This is a genomic window from Mesorhizobium sp. P2_A8 (assembly GCF_056404935.1).
In genome coordinates this window covers 19108-42351 of the sequence record NZ_JBFUDB010000006.1, presented here as the reverse complement: position 1 = coordinate 42351, position 23244 = coordinate 19108, and the positions used below count along the sequence as shown (strand labels likewise).

At 63.2% G+C, this 23244-nt stretch carries 23 protein-coding genes; 5 read left to right on the top strand and 18 right to left on the bottom strand.

Going from position 1 to position 23244, the window contains the following annotated elements:
- Both AC1D10_RS18345 and AC1D10_RS18340 read right to left on the bottom strand, forming a co-directional pair.
- A complete protein-coding gene (locus AC1D10_RS18345) occupies nucleotides 1-222 on the bottom strand; it encodes a hypothetical protein (protein ID WP_477274246.1) in 222 nt (73 codons plus the stop codon).
- Entirely contained in the window at nucleotides 222-938 is a 717-nt protein-coding gene (locus AC1D10_RS18340; RefSeq protein WP_477274244.1) for a glycoside hydrolase family 108 protein, read from the bottom strand. Before AC1D10_RS18340 ends, AC1D10_RS18345 begins: the two co-directional genes overlap by 1 nt.
- Before the next feature lie 83 nt (nucleotides 939-1021).
- Here AC1D10_RS18340 and AC1D10_RS18335 point away from each other — a divergent pair, with 83 nt between their 5' ends.
- On the top strand, nucleotides 1022-2119 hold the full coding sequence (locus tag AC1D10_RS18335) for an acyltransferase family protein (protein ID WP_477274242.1): 1098 nt from the start codon (nucleotides 1022-1024) through the stop codon (nucleotides 2117-2119).
- Nucleotides 2120-2340: 221 nt separating this feature from the next.
- Nucleotides 2341-3405: an acyltransferase family protein gene (locus tag AC1D10_RS18330; RefSeq protein WP_477274240.1), complete on the top strand. Its 1065-nt coding sequence runs from the start codon at nucleotides 2341-2343 to the stop codon at nucleotides 3403-3405.
- A 101-nt stretch (nucleotides 3406-3506) separates the two neighbouring features.
- Here AC1D10_RS18330 and AC1D10_RS18325 read toward each other — a convergent pair whose 3' ends face one another.
- The 13 genes from AC1D10_RS18325 to AC1D10_RS18265 form a co-directional block, all read right to left on the bottom strand.
- Nucleotides 3507-5045: a hypothetical protein gene (locus tag AC1D10_RS18325; protein WP_477274238.1), complete on the bottom strand. Its 1539-nt coding sequence runs from the start codon at nucleotides 5043-5045 to the stop codon at nucleotides 3507-3509.
- A gap of 303 nt (nucleotides 5046-5348) precedes the next feature.
- Nucleotides 5349-6440, bottom strand: a complete 1092-nt coding sequence (locus AC1D10_RS18320) for an acyltransferase family protein (protein WP_477274236.1) — start codon at nucleotides 6438-6440, stop codon at nucleotides 5349-5351.
- Nucleotides 6441-6479: 39 nt separating this feature from the next.
- Nucleotides 6480-8834 (bottom strand): SGNH/GDSL hydrolase family protein, encoded by a 2355-nt coding sequence (locus AC1D10_RS18315; RefSeq protein WP_477274234.1) that lies wholly within the window; start codon nucleotides 8832-8834, stop codon nucleotides 6480-6482.
- Between the two features lie 70 nt (nucleotides 8835-8904).
- Complete coding sequence (locus AC1D10_RS18310; protein ID WP_477274232.1) at nucleotides 8905-9318, bottom strand: hypothetical protein; 414 nt, start codon at nucleotides 9316-9318, stop codon at nucleotides 8905-8907.
- Nucleotides 9319-9543: 225 nt separating this feature from the next.
- Nucleotides 9544-10224, bottom strand: coding sequence for a hypothetical protein (locus AC1D10_RS18305; RefSeq protein ID WP_477274230.1), 681 nt, complete (start codon nucleotides 10222-10224; stop codon nucleotides 9544-9546).
- A 276-nt stretch (nucleotides 10225-10500) separates the two neighbouring features.
- The gene (locus AC1D10_RS18300; RefSeq protein WP_477274228.1) at nucleotides 10501-11193 is read right to left on the bottom strand and encodes a hypothetical protein; all 693 of its coding nucleotides are present in this window, start codon (nucleotides 11191-11193) and stop codon (nucleotides 10501-10503) included.
- Complete coding sequence (locus AC1D10_RS18295) at nucleotides 11193-11696, bottom strand: hypothetical protein (RefSeq protein WP_477274226.1); 504 nt, start codon at nucleotides 11694-11696, stop codon at nucleotides 11193-11195. The genes AC1D10_RS18300 and AC1D10_RS18295 overlap by 1 nt, the downstream gene beginning before the upstream one ends.
- A gap of 3 nt (nucleotides 11697-11699) precedes the next feature.
- A complete protein-coding gene (locus AC1D10_RS18290; protein WP_477274224.1) occupies nucleotides 11700-12410 on the bottom strand; it encodes a hypothetical protein in 711 nt (236 codons plus the stop codon).
- A 63-nt stretch (nucleotides 12411-12473) separates the two neighbouring features.
- Complete coding sequence (locus AC1D10_RS18285; protein WP_477274222.1) at nucleotides 12474-14945, bottom strand: phage tail protein; 2472 nt, start codon at nucleotides 14943-14945, stop codon at nucleotides 12474-12476.
- Complete coding sequence (locus tag AC1D10_RS18280; RefSeq protein WP_477274220.1) at nucleotides 14945-15565, bottom strand: phage connector family protein; 621 nt, start codon at nucleotides 15563-15565, stop codon at nucleotides 14945-14947. Before AC1D10_RS18280 ends, AC1D10_RS18285 begins: the two co-directional genes overlap by 1 nt.
- A 178-nt stretch (nucleotides 15566-15743) precedes the next feature.
- Nucleotides 15744-16181 carry a VOC family protein gene (locus AC1D10_RS18275; RefSeq protein ID WP_477274218.1) on the bottom strand — a complete coding sequence of 146 codons (438 nt, stop codon included), beginning with the start codon at nucleotides 16179-16181 and terminating at the stop codon, nucleotides 15744-15746.
- Between the two features lie 182 nt (nucleotides 16182-16363).
- Nucleotides 16364-17353: a Coat protein gene (locus tag AC1D10_RS18270; RefSeq protein WP_477274216.1), complete on the bottom strand. Its 990-nt coding sequence runs from the start codon at nucleotides 17351-17353 to the stop codon at nucleotides 16364-16366.
- Nucleotides 17354-17444: 91 nt separating this feature from the next.
- Nucleotides 17445-18356: a hypothetical protein gene (locus AC1D10_RS18265; protein WP_477274214.1), complete on the bottom strand. Its 912-nt coding sequence runs from the start codon at nucleotides 18354-18356 to the stop codon at nucleotides 17445-17447.
- Nucleotides 18357-18452: 96 nt separating this feature from the next.
- Between AC1D10_RS18265 and AC1D10_RS18260 the strand changes: the two genes are divergently transcribed.
- Nucleotides 18453-18875 (top strand): DUF7674 family protein, encoded by a 423-nt coding sequence (locus AC1D10_RS18260; protein WP_477274212.1) that lies wholly within the window; start codon nucleotides 18453-18455, stop codon nucleotides 18873-18875.
- An 11-nt stretch (nucleotides 18876-18886) separates the two neighbouring features.
- On the opposite strand, the gene AC1D10_RS18255 is transcribed toward AC1D10_RS18260, so the two are convergent.
- Nucleotides 18887-19459 carry a hypothetical protein gene (locus tag AC1D10_RS18255; RefSeq protein ID WP_477274210.1) on the bottom strand — a complete coding sequence of 191 codons (573 nt, stop codon included), beginning with the start codon at nucleotides 19457-19459 and terminating at the stop codon, nucleotides 18887-18889.
- Between the two features lie 379 nt (nucleotides 19460-19838).
- Here AC1D10_RS18255 and AC1D10_RS18250 point away from each other — a divergent pair, with 379 nt between their 5' ends.
- Nucleotides 19839-20159: a YMGG-like glycine zipper-containing protein gene (locus AC1D10_RS18250; protein WP_095091384.1), complete on the top strand. Its 321-nt coding sequence runs from the start codon at nucleotides 19839-19841 to the stop codon at nucleotides 20157-20159.
- Between the two features lie 156 nt (nucleotides 20160-20315).
- Here the strand turns inward: AC1D10_RS18250 and AC1D10_RS18245 are convergent, their stop codons facing one another.
- Nucleotides 20316-20636, bottom strand: coding sequence for a Bbp19 family protein (locus AC1D10_RS18245; RefSeq protein ID WP_477274208.1), 321 nt, complete (start codon nucleotides 20634-20636; stop codon nucleotides 20316-20318).
- Nucleotides 20633-22405 carry a portal protein gene (locus AC1D10_RS18240; protein ID WP_477274206.1) on the bottom strand — a complete coding sequence of 591 codons (1773 nt, stop codon included), beginning with the start codon at nucleotides 22403-22405 and terminating at the stop codon, nucleotides 20633-20635. The genes AC1D10_RS18245 and AC1D10_RS18240 overlap by 4 nt, the downstream gene beginning before the upstream one ends.
- Before the next feature lie 104 nt (nucleotides 22406-22509).
- On the opposite strand from AC1D10_RS18240, the gene AC1D10_RS18235 reads away from it, so the two are divergent.
- Nucleotides 22510-23127 (top strand): class I SAM-dependent methyltransferase, encoded by a 618-nt coding sequence (locus AC1D10_RS18235; protein WP_477274204.1) that lies wholly within the window; start codon nucleotides 22510-22512, stop codon nucleotides 23125-23127.
- Nucleotides 23128-23244: the final 117 nt, after the last annotated feature.

The following is a 23244-nucleotide window of genomic DNA, read 5'->3' as shown; positions in this document are numbered from 1 at the left end:
TCATTTCTCCTCGGCCGGCGGCGGCGCGACCATGCCGCGCGGACCGTCGCGCACCGCGTTGATGATGATCTTGGCAAGGGCGATGGTGCCGCTGATCTGAAGCGCGGTGCGATCGGTGACGCCGAACATCGTCCAGTCGAAGCCGGCCAGGGCGCCGCCGCAGATGATCGCGATCAGCGTGTTGAGGAGATTGTGCAGTGCGTTGGTGTTGACCCATTTCATCAGAAGAGGCTCCCGAAAAGATCGCTGACGTGATGCCGGAAGGCCGTGAGCGTTCCAGCGATGAGGACGAGGATGCCGGCCGCGACGGCAGTCTTGCCGGCCGACGGTACAGGCCGGGCCGCAGGCACATCGCCAGCGGCCGTTTCGTCACCGGACGGTTGCAGAGCCGGCACAGGCGCCGGCGCGGCCTCCGGCGCCGCTGGTTGCGCCGACATCAGCAAGGCTTGAGTCCGCACCGATTTGACACGATCGGACCAGCCGCGCCCGAATGTTGACCATGTCGGCAGCCGTTTGAGAAAGGCCAGCCGCGCATCGCAAAGCGCGTCGATGGTGACGCCGACCGGCTTTGCCCTGGCGGCGGCAAGGGTCGCCGGCCCGATCCGGCCGTCCTGGGCAACGCCCAGGGCCGCCTGCAGGGTTTTCGCCGCCCGGCCAGGCCCGCTGTTCACGGCGAAGTCGAACACCGCATGGTCGACACCATCGGGCAATTCGGCGCCGAGCACCGCGTCCCAGTAGAAACGGCGGTAGACGGCGGCGACCTGCGCGTCGCTGATCTGCTTGAGATCCGCCTTGGTGGCGCCTGCCTTCACGTAGCGGCGGAAGTTGGCGAGCGTCACGCCCTTCATGGTGGCGCCACCGGGATCGGCAGCGTTGTCGCTCCAGCCACCTTCGGATTTCAGGACGAGCGCAAGCGCCCGCGCGAAGTTGCGGTCCATGGCAGTTCCTTCCCGCCCTCGCGGGCAAGTTGTTGAGTTTCGGATTCTTGGCTATGTAGTCGGCTTGGGCCGGGGGATTCGACTTGCAGAACAACAATGAGCGGATATTTGCGCTCGATGGGCTGCGCGGCATCGCCGCGCTGTCAGTGTTCCTTCAGCATTTCGCGACCGATGCGCCGTGGCATCCCCACACATTTGCCTGGGCCGGTCTGGTCGGCGTGCAATTGTTCTTCGTGCTGTCCGGCTTTCTGATGGGCCGGAACTACTCGACCACCCCGATTTCCGGCGCGGCCGTGCTCGACTTCTGGGTCAAGCGTGTCGCCCGCGTGGTGCCGCTGTTCTACATCTGCATCACTGCGGCCTATGCCTGGCTCTGGCTGACCGGTCAGATCCGCCCCTTCTACGCGCTCGAGTGGAAGATGTGGTGGCAGCATTACCTCTTCTGGAACGGTCAATCGGTGTTCTGGACTATCCCCCCGGAGATGCAGTTCTATCTGGTTTTCCCGCTGATCTGGCTGCTTTGCCAGCGCCTCGGCACTGCCGCCAATTTCCTGTTGATCCTGGCCGTCGCCATTTGCCAGATGGCCGCGATCGGCACGCCTCTTTTCATGGCGTATGCTTCGCTGTTCGTCGCCGGCGTCGTCGCCGGACGCATCACCCTTGCGCCCGAGAAATCATATGATGTTCCGTTCGTGGTGCTGGTCGCTTTCTACGTCATCTCATGGCCGGGTATGATCGATGTTCTTGGCCTGCCAAAATCCCTGTACAGCGGCCTTTCGCAAGGACCGCTGTACCTGATTTATCTGCCCGCCCTGGTGCTGGTCGCAACGGCCTCACCGCTGGCGCGGCGCCTGTTGGGGCGAGGCGTGCTGCGGCGGTACGGCGACATGTCCTATTCCGTCTATCTGCTACACGGGCCGATATATTTCGGGCTCAAAATGTGGACACCGATCGCGCTTCTGCCGGCAGCCATCTGGTTCTGGCTGACGCTGGCGGTCGTTACCGTCGTCAGCCACTATTCATTCCGCTACGTCGAGACGCCGCTGCGCAGACGGATATCGCGTCTGGCGCCCAAGCCACCAGCGAATGCACCCCTCCAACCGGTTGCCAATGGTGGTGACGGTGTTCGATCCGGCCGGCCAGCAGCGGAGGAAGCCTCGGAGGCGCCGGCCCTCACGTAGTGGCGGAAGTCGGCGCGTCAACGCCCTTCATGGTGGCGCCACCGGGATCGGCCGGATTTGTCCGACCACCCGCCTTCCGATTTCAAGACGCGCAAGCGCCTGCGCGAAGTTGCGGTCCAAGGCAGTTCCTTTCCGCCCTCTCTGGGCAGTTGTTAAGTCTGGGATTCTGGCTATAGTCGGCCTGGACGGGGGAATTTAGCTTGCAGGATAATAATGCGCGAATGTTCGCGCTCGATGGGCTGCGCGGCATTGCCGCGCTGTCAGTGTTCCTTCAGCATTTCGCGACCGATGCGCCGTGGCATCCCCTCACATTTGCCTGGTGCGGCATCATCGGTGTCGAACTGTTTTTCGTGCTGTCCGGATTTCTGATGGGCAGGAAGTATTCGACTGCCCCGATTTCTGGCTCGGCGGTGATTGACTTCTGGGTCAAGCGCGCGGCACGCGTCCTGCCACTGTTTTTCATCTGCGTGACGGCAGCCTATGCCTGGCTGTTGCTGACAGGTGATGGCCAGCCTTTTTACGGGCTGCAGTGGGATGGATGGTGGCACCATTACGCTTTCTGGGCCGGCCAATCGGTGTTCTGGACGATCCCGAGAGAGATCCAATTCTATCTGGTTTTCCCCCTGATCTGGTGGATTTGCCAGCGCCTGGGCAATGCTGCCAACTTCTTGCTGCTCGCGGCGGTGGCCATTCTCCAAAGCGCCGCCATCAGCACTCCTGTACTCATGCAGGCCGCCCCTCTGTTTCTCGCCGGCGTCGTCGCCGGGCGCGTCAACCTTGAGCCGGACAAGTCGTACGATGTCCCGTTCGTTGCGCTTCTGGTCCTCTACGTCTTGTCGTGGCCAGGAATGATTTACGTCCTTGAATTGCCAAAATCTCTGTTCAGCAGCACGCTCTACCTTGTCTATCTGCCTTCTCTCGTACTGGTTTCGACAGCCTCCCCGGTTGCCCAGCGCCTGTTGGGGCGGGGCGTGCTGAGGTGGTATGGCGACATGTCCTATTCCGTCTATCTGCTCCACTTGCCCATCTATGTTGCGCTCAAGATGTGGACGCCAATTTCGCTTTTGCCGAGACCTATCTGGTTCGGGCTGACGTTGATCGTCGTGACGATCGTCAGTCATTTTTCATTCCGCTACGTCGAGACGCCGCTGCGCAGACGGATATCGCGTCTGGCGCCCAAGCCACTAGCGAATGCACCCCTCCAACCGGTTGCCAATGGTGGTGACGGTGTTCGATCCGGCCGGCCAGCACCGGAGGAAGCCTTGGTGGCGCCGGCCCTCACGTAGCGGCGGAAGTTGGCGAGCGTCACGCCCTTCATGGTGGCGCCACCGGGATCGGCCGGATTTGTCCGACTACCCGTCTTCCCTTTTCTCGCCACCATTGGGTTTTACGGGGTTGCGACGCCAACCAAATTGCCAACGCCGGAATTGGATACGTTCGTCCTCACTTGGTTGTAAGAGTTGGACGCAACCGTCCAATGACGGGAGCCGGCCTGAAGACCGACACCGAAACCAAGGTTGAAAAATCCATTGCCGATGATCGTTCCGACGTTGGCGGCGCCGTTGGCATTCACCTGAATTCCATCGCCGCCCGTCCTCTTGGTGTTTTCGAAGACATTGCCGAGAATGGTGAACCAGTTGGCGGTAGCGTTGCTGATGTAAATACCATTCCAGGGCGACGCAGGAACCGTAAAAACACTGTTCATGATTTGGCAGCCGAGCAAATCTCCCTTGATCAATATCTGATTGTTGGCGGTGTTGAACTGGCTATCCGACACCGCAAGTTGTGCGGTGCCAATTGAGCCGATAGGGACATTGATGCCTGTTAGACCATTGGTGAAGTTCGACTGCGAAATTGTGACGCCTTGCGCGGCGGTGCCGTACAGAAAGCCGATTTTGTCGTTGATGAAATTCGCATGGGTTACGCTCAACGCGATAGCAACGCAGGTCGGATTGCTTGATTGATACGTCAAACCGGTTGTGTGGTTGCCCCTGTTGCCGAAGAAATCAACCTCGGTTGCACTGACGTCCGACAGACCGTTGATAAGCAGATCATTCGTCCAATAAGCGGACGGCAAATAATTTCCCTGCCCGCGAAACGACAGGTCGTTGAAATGCGACGAATATTTTGAACCGGTGCAATCCGAGCTGTTGACCGCGAGCGCCGTATTCGTGTTGAAGCTGCCGGTTTCGAAATCCAGCCCGTCAACTTCAACCGTCATTTGTTTGCCGGTGGTCAGGATCATGCCGGCGACGTTCACGTTCCACAAAAGATGCGTGACGCTTTTCCCCATGCCGAAAATTCGGATATGCGCTGTACCGGACGGGGTGGCGGAGGCGGTGTTGCTGAAGACGTAGGTGCCGACTCCAAACTTGATGCAGATATCCTTGGTGCGGAATGACGACACCGCGGAGTTCCAGGCCGCAAGAGTGTCGGTCGAGCCGTTGCCGACGCCACCGAACGCTTCAATCGCAACGCAACCGGAAGCGAAATGCTGCCCGTTGGCGTTCATCACGTCGTCGCCAGCGGTGTTGGTGAAGCCAGGAATCGTGCGTGCCGTTGCGGCGCTCGCAAGATCTGCAGGATTGTTTGCCTTGAGTGCGGCGAGCGGATAATCGGCGGCAACCAAGGCCCGCATGGTCGCCGCGCCTCGGCTGCCGTCAGGAGCTGCAGGAACAGTGTTGGCGGCAGCCGAATTTGCGCCGGCACCGCCGACGGTCGCGATATCGCCGACAACTGGCGAGCCGACAACGGACTGCGCAAGGGCCACGGACGCATGGCAAATGAATGCCAGCGCGGTCATGAAGCGTCGCAACACGATGTACTCCTGTTCAAGGGAATGGCTGGAAGGCCGTTGCCGTTGCGCGCATCCGGATATCATGATCATGGCGCGAACACGGGCGAACACATCAACAATCGGTGACATCCAAACGTACGATGTCTCATGCGACGGCCAATGTGATGAAGAGCGGTGATCGCAACAATGCCGATGTAATTTTCAATGCGCTGCGGGAGGCGAATTAGGCTGTCGGATTAAGTTCAAACAGCGAATGTGATATCAAGCGGCCATGAAACAGATACTTGCCGCCCTGCGAGCTTTAGCCCTTTAGTTTAGCGAAAAAGACGGAGCATGGCACGTTGGCAAAGATCTATGGAGCGGCTACTTCTCACGCCGCTGGTCAAACGGCGCACGGGAGTATCGGACGCCGAGTGACGAAGAACGCGACGATCAGGAATTCGGCATGACGTGGTGAACCAGGGAAATCGCAGGCGCTGCCCGTTCCCTTTTCTCCGCACCAGCCAGCAAGGCAACCCATTTGGACTTGTTGATGGGACGTTCGATCAAACGGTAACTCGCTACTCCTATGGCAATTGCTATCGGGATTGATACGAGCCTCAAGGGCAGGCCGCCATGAACCCCCAATTTAACCCACATTGCAGCCATCAAGGCGAACAGCATCTGGTGCCATAGGTACAGGGAATAAGAGGCGTCCCCCAGCTTGACCAGCGCCTTGGGAAACGTCCATCTCTCCCGGATTTCCAGAGCAACAAGCCCGTAGGCAATGAAGGCACCCGGCAGCCCTATGCACGTCGCACGCCACATGGGTGGCTGGCCGTATCCTCCATTGCGGCTTAAGACATATGCTCCGACGAGAAGCCAGACCACTCCGACCACTACTGATGAAAGTGCATAGCCAGAAATCTTCCGCTCAGCCAACAAGGCCACGACGATCCCGAAAAAGAACTCCAAAACGATCGGGATAAAAAAGTAGATTGCCGGAACATAGTAGGTCGAATGCCAGCTTAATCCAGCGGCCCACAAGGCGAAAACGGTGGCAAACCAAACACCCAGCACGAGCAGGATGCGACGGGGCAACAGCAAGATAGCCACAGCGCAGACGCTGTAGAAAACCATCTCGTATTGCAGTGTCCAAGCCGCCAGGATTCGGTTGTTCGGTTGGGCGACGAGCAGCAGCAGTTTCCATGCAGGCTGTTGCGTAATATCAGCCGGAGCGAGTGAAACCGTCGTTGTGGCGAGCACTATCGAGGCCACCGCAAACACGAACCAGTAGATTGGATAGATCCGAAATACCCGCCTCACAGCGAAATTCCGAAAGGCGCGCCACCGGCCCACGTCCTTCTTGCCGAGACTGTCGGCTGACAGGTACATCACGAAGCCCGAGATCACAAAGAACACATCAACCCCACCGGGACCGACCGCATTGATGGCAGGCTGCACCCAAGGCGACACATAGAAGTGGGCACAGAGCACCATCAGAGCCGCGACGGCGCGGAGACCTTGGATGTTTTGATAGAGCATCGCCGCTGGATATCAGCGAATGGCTGAAGCGGCAACGCCCTAGGACGCGCCGATCTCCACGGTGCACTGGTGCGTGGCAACCGCACCTGTTGCTGAGTTCACCACCCGCACGGACAGGCTATCACCCTTCGCCACCGCCACCGAATTGACCACATCGGAGGACAGCAGGACTGCCGCCGTGGTGGTGCTGGTGAGTATCGTCGCCACACCGTTGATGAACTGCGTGTAGGTGTAGGTCTGCGAAGCCCCAGGAACGGCGCTCGCCAGCGTCCGAAGGTTCTTTGCCACGCCCGCATATGGGACGGTAATCGCGGCCACGAGAGCGCTGGCGCCGGCATAGGAGCCGAGATAGGCAGTCGCCGCCGCTGCCACCATGCCGCTGCCCGAGGTCATCGCGAGCATGGTCTTGATGCCGCTGGTCCGCTTTGGTGTTGACAGGCCATATGAGGCCCTTGCGCACGCATGCGCGATCTTGGTGCGTGCGCTGCGGGTTTCGTGGATGTTGTCTAGGACGTTGGTGTCCACGCGGTTCTGATCGGCGTTCCAGTTCAGGTATCGCGCAATGGTCGGGCCCAGGATCTTGCCGGCATCCACAAGTGCGACCGGGCTTCCCGCATCCCGGTATGTAGCAACGACGCGGCGAATGACTTCCCGGTAAATGGGCACGGACGAACCGCTGCCGGAGTTCTGGCCAAGGCCGCCGTAGAGTGCCGATTCCGTCCTGGTATAGAACGCCGGGGTAAGCAGCACCGTCACCTTTGCCCCGGAGCTGAGGGCCCGATCGAGCATCAGCGCAAGGTTGGTGGCGAATGTGGCCGTTGACGTTCCCGCCTGGGTGTCGTTCGTGCCGAGCCCAATGAACACATCCGTATATCCTGTCATGGTTTCGGCCAGGATAGCAGTGAGCTGCTCGGCAAGCACTGCGCCAGCCAGCGCAATGTTCTTGCTGCTCTCCCATTGCGTGCCCATGGAACCCTGCATGACGCGCGCGATATCACGCGGCCAGCCGATCATGATATCGTCCATCTTGCTATCGCCGACGAACAAGGCGCGGATCGGGCGGGGGGCCAGACGGGTGGGGTTCTTGGTCTTGATGATGTTCTGGAAGTTGCTTACTTCGGCTGCCGCTGCCGGCCTGTAAACGCCAGGGCCGACATACGTTACCGGCTTGGCAAGCTCGCCGTCGGCGATTACCACACCGTTGAGGCCAACCTGATATTTGGTCGGCGTGAGCATATCGACCGTGATGCTCGACTTGGTGAGCGTATAGCCCGGATCGGCGTTCGCGGCTGGCCCGTCGCCAAAGTGGAAGACCGAGACTTCGGTAAAGGTGCTGGCAGCGGTCAGTTTCTTGTGCGTCATGTTGCCATTAACAGCCGCATAGACAGCGTGGTAGCCGCCGTCGTAGGCGATGACAACATAGCCGGTATCGGTGGCATTGTACCCGCACACCCAGGAATACTGACACCCGGCTTCCGGCACGATGCCTGCGAAAATCAATGTGGTCAGGTCCGCCGTAGCCCAATTGATGTTGATCAGGTTGATGGCCTTGGAAATACCGGTCGAAGTCGCCGATGTGGTGTTGCCGTTCGGCCAGGCAAATTTTAACATCGTGGCCGTGTTCATATCCACCACGGTCGGTTCGTCGTAGGTCACGTCACCATCGGTCAGGAAGTCGAACTTATCGACCGGTTCGGCGTGATGCTGAAAGGTGGAGAGAAGGGCTGTGCTGGTGAACAGCAGTTCGCCTGTCCCGACGACGGTCACGGCTGGGGCATTGGCGACTTTCTGGGCCTGCGTCCTGTCATTGTAGACGTTCGGACCTTTGAAGGTAGGATTGCTGGACGCATCGATCTTGTGGCCGGTGAAATCGCCCGTCGTGGCGAAGTAGAAAACGCCCAGCGCCTTCCTGAGCATGACGAGTGTTTCGACGCTGCCCAACGTCGCCTTGGCCAACGCCCACGCGTCGTCGTTGTTCGTCACCCCATCGTCAATGAAACCGAATTCCGTCGAGTAGCGCTCCGTCCCGATATGCCCCAGCGATGCCAGGGAAAAGGTCATGTCGCTAGTCCCAATGACTGGCTCGAAGGCATCGAAGGCGTAGACGAAGCTTTCAGAAGTGGCACCCTGTTGCACACGTACAGTTGTCCCCTTCTGCATGGTCCGTGCAGTGCGTGCGTCAGCCGCCCGGTACCATTGGCCCTCGCTGGCCGTGTAGATACCGTTTTGCGTCGCATCGGCCTGGTTCTTCACCAGCACGCGATCGCCGACTTCCGTCAGCACGCCGTCGATGGTCTTCAGACCTGACAGCGTGATGTTGCCCGTAGTCGCCAGGCGCACGGGTTCTCGCTCACCTGTCAACAGGCGAACGGCGGCAGTTGCAGGTCGGGCCATAAGGCTTGCTCCATGAAAAAGCCCCGCGAAAGCGAGGCCGATTGTTTTTTGGAATTTTGTCTCTCGGAATTTAGCGTGAGCGCATGGCAGCGCTGTCCGCGCCCACGACATCACCCAGCGTATCATCCGATAGCGAGCAGGAAAGCTTGATAGGATCGGCGCCGATCACCGGATCGAATGTTTCGAAAACATAGACCAAATGGGACGAGGCCACGCCTTGCCGCACGTACACCGTGGTGCCCTTCTGCAAGGTTCGCGCACTGCGCGCGTCGGCTGCACGATGCCAATGGCCTTCGCTCGCCGTATAGATGCCGTTCTGCGTCGCATTCGTCTGGTCCTTGACAAGCACCCGGTCGCCGACCTTTGCCTCCATGGCGTCGACGGTCTGCAGGCCGAACAGGGCAATGTTGCCTGTGGTTGCCAGGCGCACGGGTCTCTGTTCGCCGCTCAACAGGTGAACGGCGGCGGTGTGGGGTTGGGCCATAAGGCTTGCTCCATGAAAAAAGCCCCGCGAAAGCGAGGCTTGAAGTGGGCGTCATTTGGCGATTATCGCGGATGAGCGATGCCCTTCACCTTGGTTGGCTTCATCCAAGCGTCACAATGGCGATGGACGCAGAGAAGCAAAACCCCGCCGACTGGCGGTCAGCGGGGCCTTGAAAGCCGTTTTGGACCAGCGTTCGGACTGATCTGACAGATGATCGACCAGTGCCTAGCGGCGCGCGATCATCAGGCAAAGCTGGCGGAGGTCGCGGTCATAAGAATCGGAGCTGTTCAGCACATCCACACAGCGCTTCTTCATCCGCGCCACCTGGCTGTCCGACATGTCGGCGACGACACTTGTCAGCCTTGCGGTGCTCGGGTTGGTCGCGTTGCTTGGGTTCGTCGGATTGGTTGGATTGGTGCCAACGCCGGTGCCCACCCCCGTGCCGATGCTACCGACGCCTCCGACGTTCGCACCTGCTCCGGCGGTGACGCCGCTCGTGCCGCCAACGGTGGCGCCAAGTCCGGCTGTAACGCCGCCCGTACCGCCGACGTTCGCACCTGCTCCGGCGGTGACGCCGCTCGTACCGCCAACGTTGGCGCCTGCACCTGCATTGATGCCATTGCTGCCACCGATGGAAGCACCGAGGCCGGCGCTGACACCATTGGAGCCGCCGACATTTGCGCCAGCACCGGCATTAACTCCGCTGCTGCCGCCGATTGAAATGCCACCACCAGCGTTAACCCCGCCTCCACCACCAAGTGAGGCGCCCACACCGGCATTGATGCCGCCGCCACCACCGATCGATGCGCCGGCTCCCACGTCCGCAGTGTAAGCCGGGAAGGACAATGAAATTGCCAATACGCTGCCGGCCAAAATCTTGGCCAGACTTCTGTTCAGGGAGTACATGCGAGCCTCCTTGGTTGCCTTAAACAGCCGTGAATGACTGTGCAGGAACAACTCGCGACAGGCATATTAGCGCCATCTCATAAAAACTTACTCGCGAGCATGGCTTTCGAACCACCAATGCAGCGGTCTCAATTTGATTCGAATCTTCGGCAATAAAAAAGGCCCGCTTGTAGGAAGGCGATCAGGGTCTGGAGTGCCGGGATCAACCAGCACAGGGCCAACGACCGGCGAAGGGTTGGTTCCACCTTTCTTCGCGGCCTTGCGCAACGCACAGCCTCACCGGCGCGCGTTTCCGCCGCCAAGCCGTTCAGCGGCGCCAGTCCGGACGAGCGCCTTGGCCGTATTTCTACGCCAGGCAGCTTCGGCTGCTTGCCTGGCCACCGGGTTGCCCATCTTGGCGATCAGGTCGAGGCCGCTCTGGCGGATCGCCTCGAAAGTCCCGGTGTCGGTTGGGTCGGTCGCGGCAATGGCGCCAAGGGAGGCGTCCTGCACTGCTGTCCACTCGGCCTGCTCATAGTCATCGCGGCGCGCCTGCTGCCTCGCGGCCATGCGCTCCGAACCGGCCGCGCGCATCGCCTCCTTCTGCCTGGCGAAATCGGCGCGCTGGCTCTCGGGCATGTTCGGCAAGGCATCGTCGAACAGCGTGTCGAACAGGCCTGATCTGACCACCCGGCCGGTGCGCGGATCGACCTGGCCATACATGGCGTCATGCAGGCCGGCACCATCGGCCGGCGCATTCGCCACCACCTCGTCTTCCGCCTGCGCGATCCGGCCGTTGAACCGGCGGCGCGCGATATCGGCGTCGAACGCGTCCTGCCGCTCTTTCATCTGCCGGTAGCGCTCGGCGACGGCGGAAAGCTCGTCGCCAAAACCCTGCATCGCCCGGCCGACCGGCGATCCCTCGGGATAGGAGACGACGTTGCCGGTATCGAGCCGGCGCTGGGCAAGCTGGAGAGGAATGGTCGCCATCAGTAGAGACCTCCAGTGGAGAGGCCACGCGGCGCCGGCGGGAAAGCGCCTTTGCCGAAGGTCACGGCCTTGCTCGGGTCGTAGAGGCCGGCGAGGCCCGAGCCGAGGCTGCCGCCGGCCTTGAAGAGGCTCGCCGTCGACGCCTGCCGGCGGGAAAAGCGCGAGATGGCGGCCTGCGTGCCAAGATTGTTCTGGCGCAGCTGCGAGCTGTACTGGATCGCCTTGATGTCGAGCTGGACCTGCCTGGCGTTTGCCGCCAGCACCTCGGCCGGCGAGCCGGCCATGCCGACGCCCGAGGCGCCGGCCTGGGCGCGCGACTGCGCCTGCAGGAGGTCCTGCTTGTGGCGCTCCTGGCCCTGCTCGAAGGCCGCACTTTGCGCGTCGGCCCGCGCCTGCTGCTCATAGGCCCTGGCCTGGGCGTCGGCCATCTGCTTCGACTGCTGGCCCTCCGCCAGCGCGCCGCCGACCGAAAGAGCCGTACCGAGAAGAGCGAGTGTGCACATGGTTCAGCCTCGTTCGCCAAAGGGTTTGCTTGCTGTTGCGGGAAGGAATTGGCTTTTGCCCTCGGGGCGCCTGACGTCGGGGCGCCTGACGTCGGAGCGCCTGACCGGCGCGCCGAGCGCCGGGCGCGGATCGAGCGCGCCGCCGGGGCTGAGGAAGGACAGCAAAAGCCTGTCGGCCTGGATCGCCGGGCGGCTGAGACGGGCGGGCGCGGCGGCGCGCGGGCCGGCCATGGCGGCGCGGCGCGTGGTGGTCAGGTTCACCTTCAGGTCGGCGACCCCTGCGGCATCGAAAAGTCCGTTGGCGGTGGCGATGGCGCGGGCCAGCGCATCGGCCTCGAACAGTTGCTGGCGCAGCAACTCGACCAGCCGCTGCACTGTGCTCCAGCGCTCGGCGAGCGCTACCGCCCTCGCCTTGATCTCGTCGCCAAGGGCGGCGATGTCGACCCGGGCTTCGCTGGCGGCGGCCTCGGCGCGGCGCTTGCCGGCGGCATCGATGGTCCTTTCCAGCAGCGCGACCCTGTCGTTGCAGTCGTCGAGTGCTGCGCGCGCGGCGGCCAGGTCGCCGTCGCCGAAGACCGCACGGTCTTCCGCTTCAGCCAGCTCGGCTCTGCGGGCAATCGCGTCATCGAGATCGGTGTCTAGCAAGGCGATGACGGCACCGTATTCGGCAGCCGTCCGCGCCCTGCCGAGTTGCTCGGCATGGGGGGATGTCATGGGTGGGGTCCTTTTTGGGAGAAGGCGAATGATTTGCGCGGGGAAGCGCGGCGCCGGAGCTGCCTAAGGCTCCGCGTCGAACACCGGCGTGAACGCGCGGATGGTGCAGGGCGTCGGGTTGAGGTGGCGTATCCTCACCCTTCCCTGCCCTTCCCAGCTGTCGTCGATCGGCACTTCGACATTGCCGGTGAACAGCGTTGCCCGCCCATCGGGCGCGACGATCGAGGGCATGCGCACCGGCTCCCAGCGGCCGCGCATGAAGGACTGGACTTCGAGCCCCGTCGTGTCGGTCTCGAGCAGCGACAGCATCACTTTCGCCACCTTCTTGCGGCGGCCGATGATGGAGCCGTCGCGGCCGCCGACATCGAGCTCCAGCGTGTCGGCGCCCGCCGCATAGGGCAGGCCGAGCTGCCATTTGGCGGATGCTGCCGACCCCGCCGGCAACGTCACGGTGCCACTGCCGCTGACGGCGAGGCCGCGATAGACCTTGCCGTCGGCCAGCACATCGACGGACTGGCCGGCGAGATGTGTGGCGCCGCCCACCGTGGTCACGGCAGCACCCGAGTAGGTCAGGCCGCAGTCGACTTCGAAGGCGTCCGCGATCGCGCCATATTCGAACGGCGCGGTCTTGATCTCGATGGTGCGCCTGGTCACGCCGCCCATGGTGCGCTTGACGACCAGCCAGAGATCGTCGTTGCCGTTCTGGCCGGGGGTCGCCGTGGCGCTCTCGACGACCGCCCAGTTGGAGCCAACGAAGGCGCCGCCCAGCCGATGCCGGTGCATGCCCCTGACCTCCTGCGATGGCTGATGCGTGTAGCCGCCAAGTTCGCCATTTTCGAGCGGGAACCACAGCAACGGGTCGGGGTCGGTCTGGAAGGCGAGTTCGACCACGCCAAGCTTCGGGATATGCTCGGAAATCTGGCCGACATCATCGGAGGTGAAGCGGCTCTGCGCCGTCTGCGTCAGCTCGGCGATCGACTTGCGCGAGCGCGTGACATAGAGGAACGACTGGCCGGCATCGACCGGGCGGATGCGGGCGCAGCCGAAGGTGCGCGAGCGCCGGTTCTTGAACGAGGTCGGCGTCAGCGCCTCGTCGATGCCCGAGCCCGACAACGCGCGCACGCCCCCCGACGTGCCGATCAGCAGCGCACCGTCGGACTCGGCGATCCAGACGATGTCGTTGGCCTGGCCGCCGCCGGCCTGGATGAATTCCAGCGCATCGTCGTCCTTCTCGCCCAGCGCGAAATTGTCGAAGTCGCCGGTGGCCGAGGCATAGACGGAGAATTTCCGGCTGAAGGCCAGGCGCTCTTCGTACAGCGAGCCGCCTTCCATGTATTTGCCGGGAACCAGCGTGCCCAGCCGCCAGCGGGATACCGGGTTGAGGTCCGGCAGGGCATGGCCGTACAGGCGGACCGTGACGATGGTCGTGCTGGTGCGCGACACGATCTTGGCCCAGCGCCACCGGCCGTCGGAGGCGAACAGCCTGACGGCGCGGCCGACGTCGCTGGTCTGGAAGCCGGTGCCGCCATTGATGCCGACGGTCGAGGACGCCGTCAGGTTGAACGGCGTCATCAGGTCGCCGTCCTCGTTCGGCGCCCATTCGGCCAAGCTCATGTTGGTGGAGTCTGGACCGCCGCCGCCTTCCGCGTCCCAGCGCAGGTATTCGAAGGCCGTCTTGTTGAAGAACTCGTAGTACCGGCGCTCTGACGCAGCCCAGCCGGTCTGGCCCTGTTGCGAGTCGATCGTCACCCAAGTGGAACCGTCATTCGATCCCTGCACCTCCCACTGGGTCGGCATGTCCTGCGACTCGGCGGCAGCGCCGTTGGCCTGCACCCAATAGGCGTTGCACACCTTCCGCGCGCTGGACGCCAGGCGATACTGAACCCACGCGCCGGTGCCCGATGAAATGACCGATCCGGTCTTGCTGCTCTTGTCGAACAGTTCCCATGCATCGGCGGTCGCGTTTTGGCTGGAAACCGTGCCGCTTGGCGCGGTCAGGCTGGTCATCCTGGGAACGAAGGAACCGTAAGCCGCCGGTGTCAGCGTGGTCGCGGTGTTGTTGATGTCGTCATAGGGGCCGTCGTCGATCGCATAATCATCCAGCGTCCATGCCGTGTGCGCCGTACGCGTCAGCACCTTGGGCGGATAGTCCCGGTGGGTGATCCACATCTGGTCGGCCGACTGCACATAGGCGAGATCGAACAGGTCCGCCTCGAGATAGGGCGAGACGACTTCCACGCTGCCGACGCGGGCGCCATAGGCGTAGACGCGGATGTAGAGGTCGCCGAATTCGAGCGCGTAGGCCTGATCGGCCGAAAAGATGAACGGGATCAGCCGCGTCCTCTTCGCCGAAATCTTTACCTCACCGGCAAAATAGGTGCCGCCGCGCTTGCGGATGCCGCCATGCGGCAGCGTGACGAAGTTCTCGCATCTGGCGAGTGCCGCCCGATAGAAATCGAGCGAGGCGCGTGCGTGCAGGCGTGGCGATATCTCGCCGCGGGTGAAGACGTCCTGGACCGGATAGAGCGTCGTCATCAGCGCATAATCCTGCTGTCGCCGGGCGCAACCCTGTTGTCGCCGCGCTGGCTCGACCAGGACGCGGTGTAGAACCTGCCGCCGCGCTGGATGGCGTTGGCGTTGAGCGCGGCGTCCAGCGCCCGGTCGTAGGCCGAGCGGGCAATGTCGATCATGCCCGACTTGTGGGTCAGCGGATGCGCCACCTTGATGGCAAGTGCGGCCACCAGCACTTCGGTGAACAGCGCGTCCCAGTCGTTCGGATCGGTGAGGTTGGCGACGTAGCGGATCGCCAACGGCCCGGGCTGGTCGCTGTAGATCAGGCCGGCCTCCTGGCGCCACGAGACCGGCGCGCCGTCCGGTTCGCCATTGCGGCTCAGTGGCAGCGGCCGCAGGCAGTCGGCCGGCAATTCATAGGCGAAGTTCAGGCTGCAATCGCCGCTGCCGGTATCCGAGCCCGCCACCGTGGCGCGCAGGATCGCGAACACCCAGGCGTATTTGGTCAGCTCCGCCTCCCGCGTCAGGTCGAAATGCAGGTTGAGGAGCCGCGCCGCCTTGATGTCCTGGTCGAGGCTGTCGATCGGCGCCTCGTCGAGCACGGCGAGCGCCATGTTGGCGATGTCGAGCGGGGTGATGGCCATGGCTCAGCGCCTCGTCCATGCGGGTCGGGTCATGATTGTTCTCCGGACATGAAAAAAGCCGCTGCGAAGCGGCTTGGGATTGGATGGCGATAGTGAGAGATCGCGCTTCTACCGCGCCCCCTCTGGCCTGCCGGCCTCCCCCCAACGGGTGGGGAGCTTGGCTGTCTTCGGATTGCGCTCAGCTGAGTTCTTGGGCGAGTCCGATGAGGAGCCCTTCAGGCCCACGGATGTAGCAGAGCCGATACACGTCCTTATACTGGACGACGTCGCCGACGAGCTGCGCGCCTCGCATGCGGAGCCTTGCAAGCGTCTCGTCGATGTCGTCCACGGTGAACATGACGCGGAGGTAGCCCAGGGCGTTGACCGGGGCGTTCCGGTGATCTGCGACGACAGGCGGCGCGAGGAAGCGGGAGAGCTCGAGCCGGCTGTGGCCGTCCGGTGTGCGCATCATGGCAATCTCGACATGCTGATCGCCCAGTCCAGTGACGCGTCCGGCCCATTCTCCTTCGATCGTGGCCCGCCCTTCGAGCTCGAGGCCGAGTTCGCGAAAGAAATCAATCGTGGCTCCGAGGTCTTCGACCACGATTCCGACGTTGTCCATCCGCTTGAGCGCCATGTTTCCAATCTCCAAGGTGTCGTTGCAATCTACAAGGCGTCGCCTGGTCCAACAACGGACGCTTGAGGTGCCCCCAACACCGATGGAGGATGACATGTGGACGTGCGGTCGTGTCCACATGTCTAACAATTCTGCGAGCCGTGAAGGCGGGGGGCAACCCCCCACCCCCTTGCCTGGCCCGATCAGGCCTCGGTCGTCTTCAGCGCGATGAACGTCATGGCCTTGACGCTCGATGCGGTGCGGTCCCAGTTCGCGGCGAGTGCCAGTTCGGCATCGGTGGCGAATTCGCCGGCCGAGGAGGCGTCGAGGAAGCGGGTGCCGGGAACGTGCGGCACGAAATGCCGGCGGCCGACCATTTCGGTGACGCCGCCGCCATGGCCCTGGCGCGGCTTGCGGTCGAACTCCAGCGGACCGCCTTCGGTGTTGACGGGCAGCTCGTTCCACAGGATCGCCTTGTCCTTGAACATGAAGGCCGTGTAGACGCCCGCCGCCACCGGAATGTCGTCGTCGACGACGGCCCGTAGCCCCATGTAATAGGGGATCAGCGGCCCGCCCTGCTGCGAGGACGGCACATAGTCGATGAGGTCGGCGAGCTTCAGCGCCTTCATCTGCTTGGAGTGCATCCAGATCGTCTTGAACTTGTCGGCGCGGTCGCCCATCAGATAGGCGGCCTCGATGATGTCGGTGTCGACGATGGAGGCGCCGGTGGTGCGCACCAGGTCGGCGCCGTCATTGGCGATGTTGTCGGCGACGACGCCTTTCAGGATGCCGAGCAGGGTCAGCTTGTTGGCGCGCTGCCAGTACTCGGTCTGCCGCTTGACGATCAGCTTCTGCGGATCGTCACCGGCCAGGATCGAGGTCAGATCCGGAACGCCCCAGGCCTGGGCGCGGACATTGCGGGCGGCGACCTCGCGGCGCGAGCCGATCTTCTTCATCTCGATGGAATCGGCCGGATCGTCGTTGACCGGCTCGGACGGATCGTTGCCGAGATCCTTCCAGCCGGGCATGTCGACCGAGCGGCCGCCCATCGACAGTTTCGAGGCGATGGCCGGGTCGGAAAACAGGATTCCGGCCTGGTAGATCTCGAGCGACTGGACGTGCTCCTCGAACGCATATTGCGCATAGACGGACGGAACGATCGCGTCCGCGATACGGGTGTAGGCATCTGCCATTTTTCTCTTCCTTCAGGTTTGGGTTTGGCGGAGTGTGCTGAGATTCAGGTCAGGCCGAGGCGGCCGGCATCACCTGAATATCGACACAGCTTTAGAGGGGGTTGTTGGGCATCCACTGATCCGGGTTCTCACCGGCCTCGCGTGCCAGCCGGCGGGCACGGGCGGGGTCGCTTTTGACGAGGGCTGAAATCGCCGAAATGTTGCGTTCGCCGGCGGCGTTGCGCTTGAACGGATTGCCTCCGCTCAAGACGGCACCGCCATCGATCGTGTCTTCCGTGAACATCGCCTCGCCGATGGCGTGGAACGCCCTGGCGATCTGCGGATCGGTCAGCGCCCCGTCCGGCAGAAGGATGCCCTTCGCCTTGTAGGCGTCGACCAGGCCGAGCTTCTTCATCGCCCGGTTGGCGACCTCGATCTTCCGGCGAAAGCCGTCGCTGTCGGTCGGCCCCCAGTCGCGGACAAGGTCGTCATGGGTGGCCTCCACCGAACGGGCCAGCGCGATCTCCTGGCGCACGGCCTGCTCGGCCATGTAGCCGACGAACTTGTCGTGATAGGCCTGCGCGGTCTTCGGCGAAGCACCGGCTTCGACCGCCCAGGCCTTGGAAGCATTGGCGAGTTCGTGCGAATAGGCGAAGTTTTCCGGCAACCCTTCCGGGCGCCGGTACTCGACCTTTTCGGATGAGGTGACCGGACGCATCGCCTCGGGCAGCCGGGCATGAAACCTGTCCCAGTCTTCCCGAGATGCGTCCGCGGCGGGAACGCGCAGGCTCTCACCCTGCTGCCGCTCCAGCTCCGCATAGGATGTGAAAACCCGATCGAGGCTTTCAGGCCTGGTCCAGCCCTTGGTTTCAGCGAGCTTGCGGTTGCCTTCGGAAAGACCGTCAAACCAACTTTGGGCGGCAGGCGCGGCGGACCCGTTGTCCGCACCAGCCGGTGACCGTACCGGGTTGCCCGCCGGCTGCGCACGCGCCGCCACGGACCCGGCGTCTGCCAGATCTGTCATGTGAGATTTCCTTATGTGGGTTTCAGGGAAGTAGCCCGACTTTCAAGTCAGGGCTGTAGAGCTTGTCACCCCAGTGGCTTCGGGCGAAAAGGTGACGTGACCGACAAGAACGAACCCACAGATTTCACGTTCGACCGCTCGAACATGTTCGAGCGGCTCCTGCAGGTCGATCCGTCGTTTCACGGCGCATGGGAAAAATTCCGAGAGGGTTGGCGCGATGGCGGGGAGCAACCGCTGTACCTTGCCTTGTCAGAGCTGGCGCTCCACCTCATCCGCAACCTCGAGGCTGGTGAGACAGACCGGTTCGGCGGGATTTTCGGGGTCGTCGAACGCTGGATCATCGAAGGCAATCCCTATGTGCGGGATGCGGCGATCGTCGGATTGCTCGAGGATCTGCAGAACAAGAGCCTGCATCACACTACGAACCCCGACGACTTCAAGCGATGGCTGCAACCACAGTCGAGTATCTGGTGGACGAAAGTCGACGCATTCTGGGCTGACGGAAGGCCGCTGGCCTAAGGCCGGTCAGCTCAAATATTATCCCCCCAGTTCTCCCAGAGCAGCGTGATCGTGCCGGTCATTGCCAGCGTCCCGTCGGCGTCGATGTCGGTGCCGGTGGCGAAGGCAAGGTTGAGATAGAGATCGATCGGCGTCGCGGTGCCGTCCAGCGTCGCTGCCGCCGCGATATCGGCGGTCGAGGCGGTGGAGAGTGCCGCACCGGCGCCGTCCAGCGTGCGGGCGGTGGAGGCCAGCACATTGACCATGGTCGTGGCCAGCGTCGCGCTCGATGCCGGCGCCGAGCCCAGCGACCAGGTCAGTGCGGCATTGTCGTTGATGGTCGAAGCGCGGGGGCTGAGCACAGCGAACTGCAGCCGCGCCGTGCCGCCCTTGATGCGCACCTTGCCGTCGGTGAAGTCGAAGATCTTCTGGCTGGCATAGGCCTGTGCATCGGTGACCGGCACCATCATGGCATTGAACGAAAAGACGGTGCGGAAGGCGCCGCCCTGCCCTGATGTGACGGCCTTCAGGCCGGCTTTCGGTGGGGCAAGGCCGGCCTCGCGGGCGGCGGCGCGGACAAGTGTGCGGGGAAGACCTCGGGTCATTGGCATGTCTCCATTGTTTGAGTGGTGCGCGCAGCGCATGGGAAGCCACTTGCTGGCTTTCCAAACGACGAACGGTGAAAGTCCGGTCTGCCTTCGGGCGGATTGAAAGGTCCAATGGACCTTTCAAAGGACTTGAACGCCCGAAGGGCTGGGAGCGATAGCGGAAGGCCCGGCGCAGCCAGGCCGAACCGTCAAAGGCTGAATCATTTTGACAAGGAGCCGAGCTAGCGCCTTGTTCGCATGAGGTGTTTTCGGCGCTCGGCCCATCAACGCCCGAGAAACCCTGTCTTATATCGTGAGGCCTGGTGCCCCTGTTCCGCCGCATTGCGGCGGCACGTGGCGAGCCATAGGGATTTCAGGCATTCAAGGGAGACCGCATATGAACTTTCACAAAGCCATTGCCGCCGTGCTGATGACCGCAGCACTTGCAGGCTGCGCACAGACCGAAGGCCAGCAGAGAGCCGGAACCGGCGCGCTTATCGGCGGCGCCGGCGGCGCCCTCGTCGGCCAGGCCATTGGCGGCAACACCAAGAGCACGGTCATCGGCGCGGCCAGCGGCGCCCTGCTTGGCGCGGTTGTCGGCTCGGCCACCACCCCGCAACCGCAACGCCGCGGCGAACAGATGTGCCGCTACCAGGACCGCGACGGCCGCATCTACACCGCACCCTGCGACGACCGGTATTACAACGGCGATTATTGATCGTTAGCCCCCCTTCTCCCCGTTCAACGGGGGGAAGGTCCCGGCAGGGGGATGAGGGGCAGCGCAACGTTCTGGAATGCTGTCACCGCCCCTCACCTGCCTGCCGGCCATCCTCTCCCCGTAGAACGGGAGAGGGACGCAGTTCGAACGCCCCACCTACCCCTCCGCCCGCGCGGCCTTCTCCAGCGCCAGCAGCTGCGCCTCGTCCAGCGTCAGAAACCCCATGATGTGCTGCACCACCTCGGCGCGCGCATTGCTGAGCGCGCTGTGCAGTTCGAAGCCGCTGGGCGTGCGGGTCCGCGCCATCCACTCGCCATAGGACGGGCGGCGGTAGTAGCCTGTCGTCGCTGCGAGGTCGGCCAGCACCATCTCGCCGTCCTCGCCTGAAAACACCCTGAGATACGCCCTGGCCAGCGCCTCTCGCGCCTTGGCCGGGCCGCCGGCCTGGCCGGAATGGGCAAAGCGTTTCCGGCTCATGCGCCGCCATCCTCTGCACCCAATATTCCCCGCACATCTTGGCCGCCCGGTGTCCCGGCCTGGCCCTGCAGCATGCCTTGCAACCCGTCGAGCAGGCCGCTGTCGCGCGCCTGCACGGCCGCCGGCACGGCGTCCCTGGCCGCCTTGCCTGCGGTGGCGATCGCCGCCATGCCGGCCTGGGCCTGGCTTGCCTTGGCGCGGGCATCGCGCAGGCCGTCGACCTCCGCCTTGCGGCGGAAGATGCGCTGCGGGCTGCGGCCGGCGCCCTGCACGATCTTGATCGCCTCGTCGCCGTCGATATTGTCCATCACGCCGGGGTCGAACTGCGCCATCTGCATGGCCGTCGTCACCACCTGGATGGTGTCGCGCGCTTCGGCCGCGCGGCGCAGCACGTCGAGCGGGCCGGTGAAGGTCGGCCGCACCGCCTTGCCGGCCAGGCTCGCCAGCGGCAGGAAGCGGCTGTCCGCGTCATAGAGCCCCTTGTCCTCCAAAATGCCGAGCTCGCGGTCGAGATTGGTGGCGAAGCCGGCCTGGATGATCGAGCCCGACGGCCCGAGCAGCGCGCCCTTTTCCTCCTGCCTGATCAGCGCTTCTGTCGCCGTCATCTGCGGGTTCTGCACCAGCGTCTGGAACAGATTGACGAACATCATGTCGCGGATCTCGTCGGCGCGGCTCTGCGCGTAGTTGAAGGCATAGGTCGGGTTCTGCCCGGTCGAGATCGGCACGATCAGCGGCCTTCCATTGTCGTCGATCAGGCCGGGATAATTCTCGCCGGGATTGAGCACCGGTACATAGTCGAGCCTGGCTTTCGAGGCGGTCGCCGGATCGGTGATCTGCTGCAGCGCGCGCAGGCCGGAGCGGCGCACGGCATTCTCCTCGCGCACGGTCGTTAGAGCTTCTATGGTCGGCGAGATGCCGTAGGGGTCGCCCTCGTAGCGGCGCCAGTTGAAGGTCGACACCGGGAAGGTGCGAAAGCCGCTCTCCCTGACGATCTCCTCCTCGTCCTCGATGACGTGGTAGGAGGCGAACGCCGTGTCGAGATACCGGGTGTGGTCGCCCTGCCGATACATCTTGCGCTCGTCGCGCGGCTGGATGCACTGGACCAGCGAGATCTTGGTCTCGCATTTGGCCGGATCGTCGACCAGCAGCTTGATGCGCGCCGGCAGCTTTTCATAGCCGAGCAGCTGCGCCGCCTGCCGCGCCGTGCGCTCGTAGCGGCGGTGAAAGATGTCGACCTGGCCCCAGCGGTTGCGGCTGAGATAGCCTTCGACCACGGGGATCGAGGCATAGCGGATCAGCGTCGAGCCGAACCCTTCCTCGGCATAGAGATAGGCCGGCCCATAGCGCACGACATTGCGCAGGCAGGCCTGCGTCGCCGGCACGAAATTCGAATTGGCCGAATAGCGCAGCGCAAACAGGAAATCGCGCAAGCCTTCCGCCCACTCCTTTTCCTCGTCGGTCTCCTCGTCATTCATCTCGGCGGTCGACAGCCCATGCCATTTTTCCGACTGCGGGATGATCAGGCTTTCCAGCCCGGCAGCGAGCCGGTTGGCGGCCGAGTTGATGGTGTTGGCGTAGACGCGCGCACCCCGCCGCTCCTGCCGCTCGGCCTGCGAGTCCGCGCCGCCAATGCGGCGGCCGCTCCAGATGTCGGGTGCATCGGGGTCGCAGAACTCCGCCACCTGCTCCCACACCGCCTCATACTGGCTGCGCTCGCTCTCGAGCTCGGACTGGCGGGACAGGATATCGCGGGCACGAGAATCGGTCATGTCAGATCTCACTGGTTTGGCGCGACGGCATCGCGACCATTGTCATTCTTTTGCGCGGTTCTCGGTCTAGGAAGGTCTGGCGGCGGGTTTTGGAGGAGGTCGATGTGACGACGACAAGCCTTGCCGGCACCCTGAAAAACCGCGGCAAACAGGTGGCGAAGCGGCTGCTTGGCTATGATTCGCGCAACTGGCTGCGCATCCGCCAGATCGAGGCGTTCACCGTGTTTCTCGAAGCGGGAAATCGCAAAGCCGCCGACGTGATCGAGATTTCGCCCGGCTGGAACCGCTACTGGCGGGCGATGTGCCCGAACTACCGGTCGGTCGATTTCCCCGCCTTCGACATCTGCAACGACCGCACCGACGAGCAATATTCGATCGTCATCGCCGACCAGGTGCTGGAACATGTGCGGCGGCCGCAGGCCGCGGTGCAGAACATCCACGCCATGACCCGGTCCGACGGCTGGGCGATGGTGGCGACACCCTTCCTGTTTCGGGTCCACGCCAGGCCGCACGACTACAACAGATGGACCCCCGCCGGCCTGAAGCAATTGATGGTCGAGGGCGGCTTCGCCGAAGCCAACGTCAAGGTCCACGGCTGGGGCAACAAGGCCTGCGCCAGGGCCCACATCGGCGGGCCGGTGCGAGCCTACGGCCTGTGGCGGGATCTCAGCAACGACGAGGAATACCCGCTGATGGTCTGGGCATTCGCGAAGAAGGCGTGAGGGGTGGAAGCTGCCAATCACCGCCGCTTCGCCAGCCTTGCATGCCTTCGCCAATACCACCACGCCAGCACCCGCTTGCGAAAACTGCGCTTCATCGCGGTCATGGTCTAAAGCCCC